At 73.0% G+C, this 15450-nt stretch carries 15 protein-coding genes; 12 read left to right on the forward strand and 3 right to left on the reverse strand.

The genetic code is table 11. From position 1 onward, the window contains the following. Nucleotides 1-90: 90 nt before the first annotated feature. From ACWGE1_RS33675 to ACWGE1_RS33685, 3 genes are read right to left on the reverse strand one after another with little or no spacing between them, the layout of a single operon-like run. Nucleotides 91-765, reverse strand: coding sequence for a response regulator (locus tag ACWGE1_RS33675; protein WP_453424252.1), 675 nt, complete (start codon nt 763-765; stop codon nt 91-93). A 1-nt stretch (nt 766) separates the two neighbouring features. Then, nucleotides 767-1966: a sensor histidine kinase gene (locus ACWGE1_RS33680; RefSeq protein ID WP_453424253.1), complete on the reverse strand. Its 1200-nt coding sequence runs from the start codon at nt 1964-1966 to the stop codon at nt 767-769. A gap of 10 nt (nt 1967-1976) precedes the next feature. Beyond that, on the reverse strand, nt 1977-4214 hold the full coding sequence (locus ACWGE1_RS33685) for an MMPL family transporter (RefSeq protein WP_453424254.1): 2238 nt from the start codon (nt 4212-4214) through the stop codon (nt 1977-1979). A 299-nt stretch (nt 4215-4513) separates the two neighbouring features. Between ACWGE1_RS33685 and ACWGE1_RS33690 the strand changes: the two genes are divergently transcribed. The 12 genes from ACWGE1_RS33690 to ACWGE1_RS33745 all read left to right on the forward strand — a co-directional run. Then, complete coding sequence (locus ACWGE1_RS33690) at nt 4514-6259, forward strand: enoyl-CoA hydratase-related protein (RefSeq protein WP_453424266.1); 1746 nt, start codon at nt 4514-4516, stop codon at nt 6257-6259. A gap of 70 nt (nt 6260-6329) precedes the next feature. Continuing rightward, nucleotides 6330-7385 carry an NADH-quinone oxidoreductase subunit B family protein gene (locus tag ACWGE1_RS33695; protein ID WP_453424255.1) on the forward strand — a complete coding sequence of 352 codons (1056 nt, stop codon included), beginning with the start codon at nt 6330-6332 and terminating at the stop codon, nt 7383-7385. 68 nt (nt 7386-7453) lie between these two features. After that, nucleotides 7454-9238 (forward strand): nickel-dependent hydrogenase large subunit, encoded by a 1785-nt coding sequence (locus ACWGE1_RS33700; RefSeq protein ID WP_453424256.1) that lies wholly within the window; start codon nt 7454-7456, stop codon nt 9236-9238. Continuing rightward, entirely contained in the window at nt 9235-9762 is a 528-nt protein-coding gene (locus tag ACWGE1_RS33705; protein ID WP_453424257.1) for a hypothetical protein, read from the forward strand. The genes ACWGE1_RS33700 and ACWGE1_RS33705 overlap by 4 nt, the downstream gene beginning before the upstream one ends. Then, entirely contained in the window at nt 9759-10427 is a 669-nt protein-coding gene (locus ACWGE1_RS33710; protein ID WP_453424258.1) for a DUF5947 family protein, read from the forward strand. The genes ACWGE1_RS33705 and ACWGE1_RS33710 overlap by 4 nt, the downstream gene beginning before the upstream one ends. Beyond that, entirely contained in the window at nt 10424-11128 is a 705-nt protein-coding gene (locus ACWGE1_RS33715) for a DUF6084 family protein (RefSeq protein WP_453424259.1), read from the forward strand. The genes ACWGE1_RS33710 and ACWGE1_RS33715 overlap by 4 nt, the downstream gene beginning before the upstream one ends. Then, entirely contained in the window at nt 11125-12549 is a 1425-nt protein-coding gene (locus ACWGE1_RS33720) for a hypothetical protein (RefSeq protein ID WP_453424260.1), read from the forward strand. The genes ACWGE1_RS33715 and ACWGE1_RS33720 overlap by 4 nt, the downstream gene beginning before the upstream one ends. Next, a complete protein-coding gene (locus ACWGE1_RS33725; protein WP_453424261.1) occupies nt 12546-13100 on the forward strand; it encodes a hydrogenase maturation protease in 555 nt (184 codons plus the stop codon). The genes ACWGE1_RS33720 and ACWGE1_RS33725 overlap by 4 nt, the downstream gene beginning before the upstream one ends. Next, nucleotides 13097-13204: a DUF6893 family small protein gene (locus ACWGE1_RS33730; protein ID WP_453424262.1), complete on the forward strand. Its 108-nt coding sequence runs from the start codon at nt 13097-13099 to the stop codon at nt 13202-13204. The genes ACWGE1_RS33725 and ACWGE1_RS33730 overlap by 4 nt, the downstream gene beginning before the upstream one ends. 138 nt (nt 13205-13342) lie before the next feature. Next, complete coding sequence (locus tag ACWGE1_RS33735; protein ID WP_453424263.1) at nt 13343-13738, forward strand: hydrogenase maturation nickel metallochaperone HypA/HybF; 396 nt, start codon at nt 13343-13345, stop codon at nt 13736-13738. Nucleotides 13739-13741: 3 nt separating this feature from the next. Then, nucleotides 13742-14581: a hydrogenase nickel incorporation protein HypB gene (gene hypB / locus ACWGE1_RS33740; RefSeq protein ID WP_453424264.1), complete on the forward strand. Its 840-nt coding sequence runs from the start codon at nt 13742-13744 to the stop codon at nt 14579-14581. Continuing rightward, on the forward strand, nt 14581-15450 hold an 870-nt coding region (locus ACWGE1_RS33745), incomplete at its 3' end, for an acylphosphatase (RefSeq protein ID WP_453424265.1). The genes hypB and ACWGE1_RS33745, both read left to right, overlap by 1 nt.

Genomic DNA, 15450 nt, shown 5'->3' on the forward strand with positions numbered 1-15450 from the left:
CCGCCCAGGGGGCACCTCCCAGCGGTAGCTGGGGGAGATGCACGGCACCGGACGACGCGGGCCCGACCGACAAGATCCGAAAGAGACGGCCTAGCGCTGTCGGAGCAAACCGTTGTTCATCGCCACGACCACGGCGCGCGTGCGGTCGCTGACGTCGAGTTTCGCGAAGATCCGCAGGAGGTGGGTCTTCACCGTGGCTTCTCCGATGAACAGCCGCCGGCCGATGTCCGCGTTGGACAACCCGTCGGCGACCGCGCCCAGGACTTCCGCCTCGCGCGCGGTGAGGGCCACGGGCGCGGGTCGGCGCATCTTCGCCACCAGCCGCTGCGCGACGCGCGGGGCCAGGACGGTCTCGCCCCGGGAGGCCGCGTGGATGGCGTCGACCAGTTGGTCGCGGGTGGCGTCCTTGAGGAGGTAGCCGGTCGCCCCCGCCTCGACGGCGCGCTCGATGTCCGCGTCGGTGTCGTACGTGGTCAGGATGAGGACCCCGGTACGAGCGCCGCTCGCGACGATCTCGGTGGTGGCGCCCACGCCGTCGAGGACGGGCATGCGCAGGTCGAGGAGGGCCACGTCCGGGTCGAGCCGTTCGACGAGCCGCACCGCCTCGCGGCCGTCCCCGGCCTCGCCGACGATGTCGATCGTCGGCTCGGAAGCCAGCAGCGCGACGAGTCCGGCACGCATCACCGTATGGTCGTCGGCCAGGACGACGCGCAGGCGGCGGCCCTGTGTCGTGGCCGTGGCCGAGGCCGTGGGCACTGTCGTCATGTCACACCTGACCGTTCGTGGGGACCATCGGATGTACGGGGATCACGGCGAGGATCCGGGTGCCGTCGCCCACCGAGCTGGTGACGGTGAGATCGCCGCCGGATTCCGCGAGGCGTTTGCCCATGCCGACCAGACCGAAGCCCTCGGCTTCCTCGGGCACGAACCCGCGTCCGTCGTCGGTGACTTCCAGCTCGATGCCGGCCGGGTGGCGGGCGAGAACGACGCTCACCGTGGAGGCGGCCGCGTGCTTGCGGATGTTGGCCAAGGACTCCTGCAAGCACCGCAGCAGCACGACCCGCGTCGGCTGGTCGCACGCGATGTCCGCCAACTCCGCCGTGACGGTGAGCCCGGTGTCCTCGACGAACCGGTCCAAGGTGCGGCGCAGCGTCGTCGCGACCGATCCGGCGGCCACGCCGCTACGGGGGGCCGCGCCGACGAGCACGCGCGCCTCGGCGAGGTTCTCCCGGGCAGTCTGTTCGATGGACTGCAATTGCCGGGCGCTTCGGCCGGGGTCCACGTCGAGCCCGGATTGGGCCGCCTCCGCCAGCACGATGATGGAGGCGAAGCCCTGGGCGAGGGTGTCGTGGATGTCCCGGGCGAGACGCTCGCGCTCCTCCGCGGCGCCCTGGCGCTGGTACGCCTCGACCAGCTCCAGCTGGGCGGTCTTCAAGTCCTCCCGCAGCCGGGCCCGTTCGTCCCGCTGCGCCAGGGCTCGGGGCGTGACCAGCGCGATCAGCACGCCGACCGCGAACACCGCGAGGGAGGAGATCGTGTTGGTGGTCAGGACGTCGAGGCGTGGTCCTTCCCGCAGCGTGCCGCCGGCCGTGATCGCCACCGCGCCCAGGCCCATGGAGAGGACCGCTGTCCTGGGGCGGTCCGCGTGGATGACGAACTGCGCGAGCGTCACGGTGTAGAAGACCCCGAAGCCGTCCCCGACGTAGGAGAGAGCGCCCAGCACCGCCACGAGAAGGCACGGATAACCGGACGGGCGCAGCACCGGGTTGCCGGGGCGCAGGCGCACGAGCGCGTGGCCGAGGGCGAGGACCGCCACCAGCGCCGCCACCCCGTACTTCGTCGCGGCCGGGGCACCACCCACGAGGGTGATCAGGGCGACCAGGGCGATGAGGGCCCAGGACAGCGTCTCCCACCCGTGGAGGGCCCAGATCCACAACGGGTCACCGCGCCGAGGTCGTTGCAGCATGATCGTCACACTAGCCAACGGGTCGCGTGGAGGGGGCGGCGACCGGGGAGACGGGCACGGCGGCGGTCCCGGTCTGCCGTGCGGGGCGCCGTGGCCACCAGGCCCGCTCGCCGAGGAGGAGCAGGACCGACGGCAGGACCATCATCCTGATGACCACTGCGTCGAGCAGGACCGCCACCGCCAGGCAGAAGCCCATCTGCTTCATCTCGGTCAGGTGCAGGAAGACGAAGGCCGCGAACACCGTGACCATCACCATGGCCGCGCTCGTCACCACCTTGGCCGACCGGGTGATGCCCTCCAGCACCGCCGCGCGGGCCGTCATCCCGTGGTCCCTCGCCTCCTTGATCCGGCTGACCACGAACACCTGGTAGTCCATCGACAGCCCGAAGAGGATCACGAAGAGGAACAGCGGCACGCGCGAGGCGATCGCACCGAGCGAGTCGAAGTCCAGCAGCCCCTCCGCCCAGGTCCCCTGGAAGAACAGGACCAGCACGCCGAGCGAGGCGGCGGCCGAGAGCAGGTTGAGGAGGACGCCGACCAGGGCGATCACCACCGAGCGGAAGGCCCACACCGTCATCACGAAGGTCAGCAGCAGGAGGAATCCGATCACCAGCGGCAGTTTGTCGCTCTGGTGCTCGACGTAGTCCCGGCCGCGGGCCACATCGCCGCTCACCGCCGCCTCGACACCGGGCAGCGCGCCGACCGTCGCGGGCAGGTACTCCCCGCGGAGGTGGTCGAGCGACGCGATGGCCGGGCCGGAGGGCGCCGGGTACGGGACGGCCAGCTCGAGCACGCTGATCCTCCCGTCGGCCGACGTGCGCACCACGGGCTCGGCGTTCCGGGCGAACAGCGGGTCCGCCAGGGCCCGAACACCCAGTTCCGCCAAGGCCTCGCGTACCTGGGGAGCTCGGTCGGGGGCGGAGCGGACGACGACCTCGTGCTTGACCAGGAGCTCCGGGAACGCCGCGGTCAGCCGGTCGTGGACCCGCATGGCCGGGATGTCGCGGGAGAAGGTGTCCTTGCCCGGGTCGATGAGCTTCATGCCGAGTACGGGCGCCGCCATGGCGAGCACGAGCAGGACGGACACGCACAGGGTGACCGCGGGATGCCGGCGCGCGGGGTGCAGCAGGGCGGCGAACACCCTGCCGTTCTCCGGCTTCCGCGCCTTCGCCGGCTTCGTACGGACCGGCCCGCCGCCCCGGCGTGCCCGCCGCGCGGCCTTCTTCGCGGCCCGGCGCTCGGTCCGGTTGCCGAGCTTCACGAGCAGGGCGGGGAGCACGGTCAGGGAGCTGGCCACGGCGACCGCCACGACCAGGATCGTGCCCGTCGCCAGCGAGGAGAAGATGACGTCCGTGGCGAGGTAGAGCGTCGCGGTGGAGACGATCACCGCGAGGCCGGAGGCCACGATGGCCCGGCCGGCCGTGGCCGCTGCGAGCTCGACCAGCGCCTCGGGGCTGAGCCGGCCTTCCGCACGGGCGCGTTCCTCGCGTTCGCGCTCGAGGTAGAAGAGCGTGTAGTCGACGCCCACGGCGAGCCCGATGAGCAGGATCATGTTGGTCCCGACCCCGGGGTCGGGCAGGACGTGGGAGGCGAGCATGGCCAGGCCCAGGCTGGCGGCTATCGAGGAGAGCGCCAGCAGGAGCGGCACACCGGCCATGACCACGGAACCGAAGACGATCAGCAGGATGACGAGGGTGACCGGCAGGGTGAGGCGTTCGGAGAGCGCGAGGTCGTCGGCGCGCTGGTCGTTGACGCCCTTGCTGATGGCGGGCGAGCCGGTCTCCTCCACGACCAGGTCCGGATGGCCGGCAGCCACCTTCGCCGTCTCTTCGAGGAGCGGGACGACGTTCTTCCTGCCCTCCAGCTCGGCGCCCTCGAGGACCACGGTCACGCGCAGGGAGCTGCCGTCCCGCGAACGCACCGGGGCGGCCACCTCGGCGACCTCGGGCAGCGCGGCCATCCGGTCGGTCAGCTCGCGGGCCGCGACAGCGGCCGACCCGGTGTCCGGACCACCGGATCTCGCGCGGATCAGGACGTGCTCGGTGGGCCGGCGCTGAAGGCCGCCCTCGGCGGCCATCGACTCGGCGTGCCCGGCCTCCCCGACCCGGAAGTCCTCCGTGGTCGCCGCGTTGCTGCCGGTCGCGATACCGGCGCCGAGGCACAGGACGACGAACACGAACCAGCCGACGATCGCGCTCCACGGGTGTCGGGCGCTCCAACGGGCCATGCGTACGGGGCGATTTCTCATGCCTCAGATGCTCGTCCGCAGGGCCGTTCCCCCGGCAGCCCCGACCGGTGGACCCCGTGTCCACCGACCGGTGGACACGGGGTCCGCGAGGGCATCGGGAAGAAGCGGCCCGGCGGGCATCCCCAGGGCCGAGCGGACGCCCGAAGGACCGCTTTCGAGTGACGCCCCCGCGCGGCCTCTGCCACGCGCGCCGCGAACTCCCCGACCATCTCAGGCGGCCGGTCATGTTCCGGCCACGGGCCGCCGACCAGGCCGGGGCGCCGCGCACGCGCGGATCCGGGCCGCCGCTGGGAGATCACTTGTACGTCCTGCTCGTCGCGAGCGCGTTCAACAGCCTCACGCAGCGAGTCCACGCCGAGCTGCGCGACCACGGCCACCGCGTGGCGGTCGAACTCGCCCTGCCCGGCGCCCCTCTGGCCGACGTCGTACGCGGCCACCGCCCCGACCTCGTGCTCGCCCCGATGCTGCGCACGGCCATCCCCGAGGAGGTGTGGGCCGCCCACACCTGTCTGGTCGTCCACCCGGGCCCGGTCGGCGACCGGGGCCCCTCCTCGCTCGACCGGGCCATCCAGGACGGCGAGCCCCGGTGGGGGGTGACGGTCCTGCAGGCCAACGCGGAGATGGACGCGGGCGACGTCTGGGCCTGCGTCGAGTGCCCGGTCCCTCCGGTCGGCAAGAGCGACCTCTACCGCGGCGAGATCGCCGACGCCGCGCTGGAGGCCGTCCTGCTCGCGGTGGAACGGTTCGCCTCCGGCACGTACGTCCCGCAGCCGCAGGCCGGCGGCCGGGCCCGGCCGCTCCTGCGCCAGGAGGAGCGCCGGATCGACTGGGAGCGCGACACCGCCGAGGACGTCCTGCGCGCGCTGCGCGCCGCCGACTCGCAGCCCGGCGTACGGGACGAGCTGCTCGGCGGTGAGTGGTACCTGCACGGCGGACACCCCGAGGAGCACCTGCGCGGGCGCCCCGGCGAGCTGCTGGCCACCCGGGCGGGAGCCGTCTGCCGGGCCACGGCCGACGGCGCCGTCTGGATCCCGGAACTGCGCGCCCGCCGCCGGCCGGGAGGCCCGGCCGCCCCCAAGCTGCCCGCCACGCTGGCCCTCGCGGACCGGCTGCCCCCGCTGCCCGAACTTCCCGCGCCGCAGCCCTGCGGCCCCCACCGGGGCAACTGGTCCGACATCGGCTACCACGAGGAGGGCCAGGCCGGTTTCCTGTCGTTCTCCTTCCCCGGCGGAGCCATGAGCACCGAGCACTGCCGCCGCCTGCTGGACGCCTACCGGGACGCCCGCACCCGCCCGACCGGCGTCCTGGTCCTGGGCGGCGACCGCGACTTCTTCTCCAACGGCATCCACCTGGGCGTCATCGAGGCGGCGGCCGACCCCGCCGAGGAGTCCTGGGCCAACATCAACGCCATGAACGACCTGGTGGAGGAGGTGCTGACCACCACCGACCGCCTCGTCGTCAGCGCCCTGGGCGGCAACGCCGCCGCCGGAGGGGCCATGCTCGCCCTCGCCGCCGACGAGGTCTGGTGCCGCTCGGGCGTCGTGCTGAACCCGCACTACCGGCTCATGGGGCTGCACGGCTCCGAGTACTGGACGTACGCCCTCCCGCGCCGCGTCGGCCCCGCACTCGCGGAGCGCCTCACCGCCGAGGCCCTTCCGCTGAGCGCCGCCGCCGCGCAGGAGCTCGGACTGGTCGACCGTACGGTCCCCTGCGCGCCCGGGGACTTCGCCCGCGAGACGCAGCGCCTCGCGGTCCGGCTCGCCGCCCTGCCCGCCACCGCCTCCCGGATCGCCGGGAAGAAGGCGGCGCGCGAGCGCGACGAGGCGGCCTCGCCGCTGGCCGCCCACCGCGAGGCCGAGCTGGCCCTGATGCGGCGGACCTTCTTCGACCCCGACGCGCCCTACCACGCCCTGCGCCGCGCCTTCGTCCGCAAGGAGCGTCCCGCCGTCACCCCGCCCCACCTCGCCCGCGCCGCGGCCGTCCGGCCGCGCGGTGTCACTGGACTGGCCGCACCTGACGCGGCGCCCGAGCCGGACTGCTGTTAGCAAGAAAGGTGGGGCGAGGCAGGCCGCCTCCCCCCACCCCTTTCCGATCCCCTCCCCGAGGAGTCGTCCCATGGCCACAGCGACGCAGGACCCGGTCGAGGACCCGCTGATCCACATCCTCTGGATCAACGCGGGCCTGAGCTGCGACGGCGACTCGGTGTCCTTGACGGCGGCGATGCAGCCGAGCATCGAGGAGATCGTGACCGGCACGCTGCCCGGTCTGCCCAGGATCGCCGTGCACTGGCCGCTGATCGACTTCGAATGCGGTCCGGTCGGCGGCGCCGACACGTTCATCGAGTGGTTCTTCAAGGGCGAGCGGGGCGAGATCGATCCGTTCGTCCTGGTCGTCGAGGGGTCGATCCCCAACGAGAAGATCAAGCCCGAGGGCTACTGGTGCGGCTTCGGCGACGATCCGGAGACCGGTCAGCCCATCACCACCAGCGAGTGGATCGACCGGCTGGCCCCGAAGGCCCTCGCCGTCGTCGCCATCGGCACCTGCGCCACGTACGGCGGCATCCACGCGATGGAGGGCAACCCGACGGGCGCCATGGGCCTGCCCGACTACCTGGGCTGGGACTGGAAGTCGCACGCCGGCATCCCCATCGTGTGCGTGCCGGGCTGTCCGATCCAGCCGGACAACTTCTCGGAGACCCTGACCTACCTGCTCTACCAGGCGGCCGGCTCGGCCCCGATGATCCCCCTCGACGACAAGCTGCGCCCGACCTGGCTCTTCGGGGCCACCGTCCACGAGGGCTGCGACCGCGCCGGCTACTACGAGCAGGGCCAGTTCGCCGAGACCTACGACTCCCCGCGCTGCCTGGTCAAGCTCGGCTGCTGGGGCCCGGTCGTCAAGTGCAACGTGCCCAAGCGCGGCTGGATGAACGGCATCGGCGGCTGCCCGAACGTCGGCGGCATCTGCATCGCCTGCACGATGCCCGGCTTCCCCGACAAGTTCATGCCCTTCATGGACGAACCCCCCGGCGCCAGGGTGTCCGTGACGGCCAGCGGCGCGTACGGCGCCCTGATCCGCAGGCTCCGGTCGGTCACCGCCCACACCGTCGACGAGGAACCGAAGTGGCGGCAGACCGGCCGTGCCCTGACCACGGGCTACCGCCCGCCCTGGTGACGGTCCCCCCTCGCCCACAGCGCACCCATTCCCGCTCCCCGCACCGAAGAAGGGTCACGGCACAAACGATGACACCGAAGACGAAGGCGGCCGGCGACGGCAGCGGCCTGGTCGAGATGGCCTGGGATCCGATCACCCGGATCGTCGGCAGCCTCGGCATCCACACGAAGATCGACTTCAAGCAGAAGCGCGTCGCGGAGTGCTACAGCACCTCGTCGGTCTTCCGCGGCTACAGCGTCTTCATGCGCGGCAAGGACCCCCGCGACGCGCACTTCATCACCAGCCGCATCTGCGGCATCTGCGGTGACAACCACGCCACCTGCTCGGTGTACGCGCAGAACATGGCCTACGGGGTGAAGCCGCCCCACCTCGCCGAATGGATCATCAACCTGGGCGAGTCCGCGGAGTACATGTTCGACCACAACATCTTCCAGGAGAACCTGGTCGGGGTCGACTACTGCGAGAAGATGGTCCGCGAGACCAACCCGGGCGTCCTGGAGCTCGCCGAGCGCACCCCCGCCCCGCACGCCGGCGAGCACGGCTACAAGACCATCGCCGACATCATGCGCTCCCTCAACCCCATCGAGGGCGAGTTCTACCGCGAGGCGCTCCAGGTCTCCCGCTACACGCGCGAGATGTTCTGCCTGATGGAGGGCCGCCACGTGCACCCCTCCACCCTCTACCCGGGCGGCGTCGGCACCATCGCCTCCGTCCAGCTCTTCACGGACTACATGAGCCGCCTCATGCGGTACTGCGAGTTCATGAAGAAGGTCGTCCCGCTCCACGACGACCTGTTCGACTTCTTCTACGAGGCCCTGCCCGGCTACGAGGAGGTCGGCCGCCGGCGCGTCCTCCTCGGCTGCTGGGGCGCCCTCAACGACCCGGAGTACTGCGACTTCACCTACGCCAACATGACCGACTGGGGACGGAAGATGTTCGTCACCCCGGGCGTGGTGGTGGACGGCAAGCTGGTCACCAACGACCTCACCGAGATCAACCTCGGCATTCGCATCTTGCTCGGCAGCTCGTACTACGACGACTGGCAGGGGCAGGAGCAGTTCGTCACCCACGACCCGCTCGGCAACCCGGTCGACCCGCGCCACCCGTGGAACCAGCACACCATCCCCGCTCCGCAGAAGCGCAACTTCGACGACAAGTACAGCTGGGTCATGTCGCCCCGCTGGTTCGACGGCAAGGACCACCTCGCCCTGGACACCGGCGGCGGCCCCATCGCCCGCCTGTGGTCCACCGCGCTGTCGGGCCTGGTCCACACCGACTACGTGCAGGCCACCGGCAACAGCGTCGTCATCACCCTGCCGCGCACGATGACCAAGCCCGAGACCCGCTTCGAGTGGAAGATCCCGAAGTGGAGCAACGCGCTGGAGCGCAACCGCGCGCGCACCTACTTCCAGGCCTACGCGGCCGCCATCGCGCTGCACTGCGCCGAGAAGGGCCTCGCCGAGGTGCGCGCCGGGCGGACCCAGACCTGGGAGAAGTTCGAGGTCCCGGACGAGGGGCTCGGCGTCGGCTTCACCGAGGCCGTCCGGGGCGTGCTGTCGCACCACATGGTGATCCGCGACGGGAAGATCGCCAACTACCACCCGTACCCGCCGACCCCGTGGAACGCCAGCACCCGCGACACCTTCGGCACGCCCGGACCGTACGAGGACGCCGTGCAGAACACGCCGATCTTCGAGGAGAACTCCCCGGAGAACTTCAAGGGCATCGACATCATGCGAGCCGTCCGCAGCTTCGACCCCTGTCTGCCCTGCGGCGTCCACATGTACGTCGGCGGCGGCAAGACGGTGAAGACGATGCACGTTCCCACCGGCCTGAGCGGACTGGGCGGATGAGGGCGGCGACCGACGCCCTCCATGCGGGGCGCCGCGTCGAGGAGGTCCTCGACCGGCTCGCCGCCACCGGCGACCGGGCGGCCTGCGAGGCGGCGGAGGAACTGGTGCGCGTCCTCATGGACTTCTACGGCGCCGGGCTCGCCCGGATCGTCGAGAAGGTCGGGGACGGGCCGCTCGAGGCGGTCCACGACGACGAACTCGTGGCCGGCCTGCTCACCCTGCACGGCCTGCACCCCGAGGACGTGCACACCCGCATCGACCGCGCCCTCGCCGCCCACGGCGAACCGGTGGAACTGCTCGGCTTCGAGGAGGACACCGGCGTGCTGCGGCTGCGCCCGGCCGCCGCCCCCACCGGCTGCGGCTGCGGCTCCGGCGGCCAGGACGGCTCCGGGCGGACGCTGGAGGACACCCTGGCCTGCTTCGCCCCCGAGGTGACCGGCGTGGAACGGGAGCCCGCCGCGGCCCCCGCCCCCGCCCTCCTGCAGATCGGCACCCGGCCCCCGAGCCCGGCGCGGGTGCCGTGAGCGGGCCCGGTCTCCGTACGGACGGCCCGCGCTCCCCGCGCGGGCTGCGCCGGTTCGCGGGCCCGCGCCCGCCCCGGCCCGAGACCTGCGAACTGTGCGGGGTCGTCGTGCCCCGGGACGGCCACCGCCACCTGGTGCAGACCGAACAGCGTGCGCTGCTCTGTGCCTGCACCGCCTGCGCCCTGCTCTTCGACCGGCCGGGCGCGGGCACCGGCCGCCTGCGGGCCGTACCCGACCGCTACCTCACCGACCCCTCCCACCGGCTCGACGACGGCGCGTGGGAACTCCTCCAGATCCCGGTCGGCGTCGCGTTCTTCTTCCGCAACGCCGCCCTCGACCGGCTGGTCGCCCTCTACCCGAGCCCGGCCGGAGCCACCGAGAGCGAACTCGACCCCGAGACCTGGCAGACCGTACTGGGCGCCGGGCGGCTCTCCGCGCTCCTGGAACCCGATGTCGAGGCGCTGCTGCTGCGCCGCTCGGAGGGCCGCACCGAGTGCTATCTCGTGCCGATCGACATCTGCTACGAACTGGTGGGGCGGATGCGGCTGCTGTGGCAGGGCTTCGACGGCGGGGCGGAGGCCCGGGCCGCGCTGAAGACCTTCTTCGACCAGGTGCAACGGCGGGCCAGGGCCCTGGCGGAGGCGACGGGGGACGCGGTCCGATGACGGAATTCGCCTTCACCTGCACCGGGGTGCGCGCCGACGCGTACGCCGCCGGCCCCACCCTCGTCTTCCGGCTGCGGATCACCGCCGCCGGGGGCGCCCGGGTGCACGCCATCGCCCTGCGCTGCCAGATCCGCATCGAACCGGCCCGGCGCGGCTACGGCCCCGCCGAGGCCGAAGGCCTCGCGGACCTGTTCGGCGAACGCTCCCGGTGGGGCAACACCCTCCAGCCCGTGCAGTTCGCCCAGGTCTCCGTCATGGTGCCGAGCTTCACCGGGGAGACCGAGACCGACCTCGTCGTGCCCTGCACCTACGACATGGACATCGCCGCGACCCGGTACTTCGAAGCCCTGACGGAGGGCGAGGTACCGCTGCTGATGCTGTTCTCCGGCACCGCCTTCACCGGCGACGCCGGCTTCCGCGTCGAGCCGGTGCCCTGGGACCGCGAAGCCGCGTACCGGATGCCCGTCGCCGTGTGGCGGGAGATGGTCGAACAGCACTTCCCCGGCTGCGGCTGGCTCCGGCTGCCCCGCGACACCATGGACGAGCTGCTCGCCTTCCGCTCCCGCCACGCGCTCGCCTCCTGGGAGGCGACCGTACGGGCCCTGCTGGACGCGGCCGCCCCGCCGCCGCCCGCTGGCGGGGGCGGACCGGTCCGGCTGGGCGCGATCCTGCCGCGCCTCACCGAGAGGACGGCTCCGTGACCACGACGACCACCCCCGACTCCCGCTTCACCGCCGCCCGGCAGGTGGCCGACGCGGTCCTCCTCGAGGGGTACGTGCTCTACCCGTACCGGGCCTCGGCCGCCAAGAACCGGCTGCGCTGGCAGTTCGGCGTCCTGGTGCCGCCGGCCTGGGGCCGCGCGCACGACGAGCACGTCCTGCAGCAGACCGAGATCCTGATGGAACCGAGGGGTGAAGCCACCCTCGCCCTGGAGCTGCGCTTCCTGCACGCGCAGCGGCGCACCGTCCAGCAGGCCGTGGACGGCGGCGGCTTCGCCGAGGTCGCCGAGCTGCACCTCGCCGACCGTGTCCTCGTGCCCTGGGACGAGGGAACCGAGGAGCGGGTCGGGATGACCGTCCCGGTGGCCGGACTCGTGGGCGGGGACGGCGTCGCCTTCCCCTTCCACCGCCCCGCCCGCGTCGACACCGAGCCCGTCCTCGACGCCGCCGGGCGCACGATGGGCCGGCTGGTGCGGCGTACCGAGGAGATCGAGGGCGTGCTGCGGCTGCACGCCACCGAACTGCCTGGCGCCTACCGGGTGCTGCGGCTCCGGGCGGTCGTGGAGAACACCAGCCCGTGGACCCCGCCCCCCGGGGCCGGGGCCATCGACCGCGAGGCCGCCCTGCCCCACTCGCTCGTCGCCGCCCACCTGCTGCTCGGTCTGGACTCCGGATCCTTCCTGTCCATGACCGACCCGCCCGAGTGGGCCCGGCAGGAGGTGGCCGCCTGCGCCAACCGGCACACCTGGCCGGTGCTCGCCGGCGAGGGCGGCCGCGCCGACGTGGTCCTGTCCTCCCCGATCATCCTGGAGGACCATCCGGCCATCGCTCCCGAGAGCGTGGGCGCCATGTACGACGCCACCGAGATCGACGAGATCCTCGCGCTGCGCACGGCCGCCCTGACCGAGCAGGAGAAGCGCGAGGCCCGCGGCACCGACGCCCGGGCGGCCGCCGTGATCGACCTCGCCGACTCCATGCCCCCCGAGGTACTGGAACGACTGCACGGCGCCGTCCGCGCCCTGCGGGAGGTCACCGGCCCCCAGCAGCCGCCGCCGCTCGCGGAACTCCCTTCCGAGGACGCGGTGTTCAGGCCGGACACCCCCTGGTGGGACCCCGCCCGGGCGGACGGCGAGGCCCGGGACCGGGGCCCGATCGCGATCGACGGCGCCCTCGTGGGTCCCGGCAGCCGCGTCCTGCTCCGCCCCGGACTGCGGCGCACCGACGCGCAGGACCTGTTCCTGCAGGGCCGCAGCGCACGGGTCGAGGCAGTCCTGCACGACGTCGACGGGGGAGTGCACCTCGCCGTCACCGTGGAGGACGACCCGGGCGCGGACATCCGCCGCGAACAGGGCAGGTTCCTCTACTTCCAGCCCGACGAGGTCACCCCCCTGGAGGACGCGTGAACGGCCGGACCCTGGTCGCCGGCATCGGCAACGTCTTCCTCGGCGACGACGGCTTCGGCGTCGAGACCGTACGGGCCCTGATGGCGCACCCCCTGCCCGAGGGCGTGGAGGCGGTGGACTTCGGCGTCCGCGGCGTCCACCTCGCCTACCAGGTCCTCGACGGCTACGACACGCTCCTGCTGGTCGACGCCACCGCACGCGGCGGCGAGCCGGGCACGCTCTACCTCATCGAGGCGGACGCGGACGCGGACGCGAGACCGGGGCCGGCCGGCGCCGGGACACCGCCGCCGCCCGCCCTCGACGGGCACCAGATGTCCCCCGATGCCGTCCTCGCCCTGCTCGACACCCTGTGCGCCGGGACCGGCGCCACCGCGCCGCGGCGCGTCCTCGTCCTCGGCTGCGAACCGGCCGGGGTCGAGGAGGGCATCGGACTGAGCGCACCCGTGGCCGCCGCCGTGCCGGAGGCCGTACGCATGGTCCTGGACCTGATCCACGGCCGGGCCGACGACGAAACCGACCGGCTTCGCCGCGAACTGAGGAGAACCCCATGAAGAAGGCCGTCATCGGCGGGGCCGCGGCCGCCGCCGCCCTCGCCGCCGTCGTACTGCAGGTCCTCCCCGACCTCCGGCGCTATCTGCGCATGCGCCGCATGTGACACCGCCGCGGGCACGGCCGTGGACGCGGGTGCGGACACGGTCGCCCGAATGGCGTACGGGTCGCGCCGCGCACCGGCGTGCCCGACCATCCGGACTCCGTCCCGCCGGTTCAATGAGCCCCGGCAGGACGGAGTCCGATGCACGAGATGTCGATCGCCATGGCCGTCGTGGGCCAGGTGGAAGAGGCCGCCCTGGCGGGCGGCGCACAGGCCGTCACCTCCGTACGGCTGGGGGTCGGTGAGCTGGCGGGGGTGGTCCCCGACGCGCTGGCCTTCTGTTTCGAACTGGCCTGTGCCGGAACGGTCCTCGAAGGCGCCACGCTCGTCACCGAGTCCGTGACGGCCCGCGCCCGCTGCGCGTCCTGCCCCGGCACCTGGGCGGTGGGCATGCCCCCCGAACTGTGCTGCCCCGGATGCGGCAGGGCCACCGAGGTGGAGCTGCTGTCGGGCCGTGAGCTGGAGATCCTCAGCGTGCGCTGGGAAGACGGCCCCGCCGGTGCCCGTACCCGCGAACCGATTCCCGAGGAGGCCTGAACCATGTGCCGAGTGGTCGATCTGCGGCAGGCGGTGCTCGCCAAGAACGACGCCACCGCCCAGGTCCTGCGCACCGAACTCACCGCCCGCGGTACGACGGTGGTCAACCTGCTCTCCAGCCCCGGCAGCGGCAAGACGGCGCTGCTGGAGCGCGAACTGTTCCTCGCGCGGGAGCGGGGCGTGGCCGTGGCCGCGCTGACGGCCGACCTGGCCACCGAGAACGACGCGGTGCGGCTGGCCCGTTCGGGCGTACCGGTCAAGCAGGTCCTCACCGACGGACTGTGCCACCTGGAGGCCGCGATGCTCGGCCGGCACCTGGACGGCTGGCTGCCCGAGGACACCCGGCTGCTGTTCGTGGAGAACGTGGGCAACCTGGTCTGCCCGGCCGGCTACGACCTCGGGGAATCGCTGCGGGTGGTGCTCGCCTCGGTGACCGAGGGCGAGGACAAGCCGCTGAAGTACCCGACCGCCTTCGGACTGGCCCAGCTGGTGGTGGTCACCAAGACCGACATCGCGGGCGCCGTCGAGTTCGACGAGGCCGCCTTCCGCGCCAACGTCGAGCGGGTCAATCCCGGTGTGGAAGTGGTGCTCACCTCGGCGAAGACGGGCGAGGGCCTGGGCGTCCTGCTCGACCGGGCGCTGGCGGCGGGTTCGGGGACCGGGACGCACACCCCGGTGATGGCCCGTCAGCAGCACGCGTCCGGCCACGACCACGGCCACGGCCACGATTACGGCCACGACCACGGCCACGATTACGGCCACGGCCACGGCCACGATCACGACGAGGGTCGTGACCACGATCACGGCCACCCGCACGTCCATCCTGTCGCCCAGTCCCGCTGATGGAGGCGGTGGAGCGCCGCCGGGTCACCGTCCGGGGCGTGGTCCAGGGCGTCGGCTTCCGGCCCTACCTCTACACCCGCGCGACCGGACTGGGGCTGGCCGGGCACGTCACCAACACCCCCGAGGGCGTCGTCGCGGAGGTCGAGGGCGCCCCGGCCGCGGTGTCGCTGTTCTGCGAACGGCTCGCGGCGGACGCGCCCCCGCTGGCCGTCGTCGACGCCGTCGACCACTTCGAGGTCCCCGTCGCGGGCGGGGCCGGATTCACCATCGTCGCCTCCCGGACCGGCGGCCCCGCCCGGACCCTGGTCTCCCCGGACGTGGCCACCTGCGCCGACTGCCTCACCGAACTGGCCGACCCGGCCGACCGGCGTCACCGCCACCCCTTCATCACCTGCACCCACTGCGGGCCGCGCTTCACCATCGTCACCGGGCTGCCGTACGACCGCGCCCACACCACCATGGCCCGCTTTCCCATGTGCCCCGACTGCGCCCGCGAGTACGGGGACCCGGCCGACCGCCGCTTCCACGCGCAGCCGGTGGCCTGCCCCGCCTGCGGGCCCCGCCTCAGGCTGCTCACCGGGCGGCCGCCCCGCGAGAGCACCGGCCCGGACCCGGTCGACGGGGCCCGGCGGCTCCTGGCGGCCGGCGCGATCCTCGCCGTCAAGGGCCTGGGCGGCTACCACCTGGCCTGCGACGCCACCCACGCGGGCGCCGTGGCCGAGCTGCGCCGTCGCAAGGCCCGCGGGGACAAGCCCTTCGCGCTGATGGTCCGGGACCTCGCCGATGCCGAGCGGTTCGCGCACGTCGGACCCGAGGAGCGGGAACTCCTCACGGGCGGCGAAGTGCCCATCGATGTGATCCGACTCCGC

Source organism: Streptomyces sp. NPDC054932 (genome assembly GCF_053610205.1).

Coding starts and splice junctions, on each gene's coding strand:
- ACWGE1_RS33715 (WP_453424259.1), top strand. CDS start 10,424: ATGACGGAATTCGCCTTCACCTGCACCGGGGTGCGCGCCGACGCGTAC.
- ACWGE1_RS33705 (WP_453424257.1), top strand. CDS start 9,235: ATGAGGGCGGCGACCGACGCCCTCCATGCGGGGCGCCGCGTCGAGGAG.
- ACWGE1_RS33695 (WP_453424255.1), top strand. CDS start 6,330: ATGGCCACAGCGACGCAGGACCCGGTCGAGGACCCGCTGATCCACATC.
- ACWGE1_RS33680 (WP_453424253.1), bottom strand. CDS start 1,966: ATGCTGCAACGACCTCGGCGCGGTGACCCGTTGTGGATCTGGGCCCTC.
- hypB (WP_453424264.1), top strand. CDS start 13,742: ATGTGCCGAGTGGTCGATCTGCGGCAGGCGGTGCTCGCCAAGAACGAC.
- ACWGE1_RS33675 (WP_453424252.1), bottom strand. CDS start 765: ATGACGACAGTGCCCACGGCCTCGGCCACGGCCACGACACAGGGCCGC.
- ACWGE1_RS33735 (WP_453424263.1), top strand. CDS start 13,343: ATGCACGAGATGTCGATCGCCATGGCCGTCGTGGGCCAGGTGGAAGAG.
- ACWGE1_RS33685 (WP_453424254.1), bottom strand. CDS start 4,214: ATGAGAAATCGCCCCGTACGCATGGCCCGTTGGAGCGCCCGACACCCG.
- ACWGE1_RS33700 (WP_453424256.1), top strand. CDS start 7,454: ATGACACCGAAGACGAAGGCGGCCGGCGACGGCAGCGGCCTGGTCGAG.
- ACWGE1_RS33730 (WP_453424262.1), top strand. CDS start 13,097: ATGAAGAAGGCCGTCATCGGCGGGGCCGCGGCCGCCGCCGCCCTCGCC.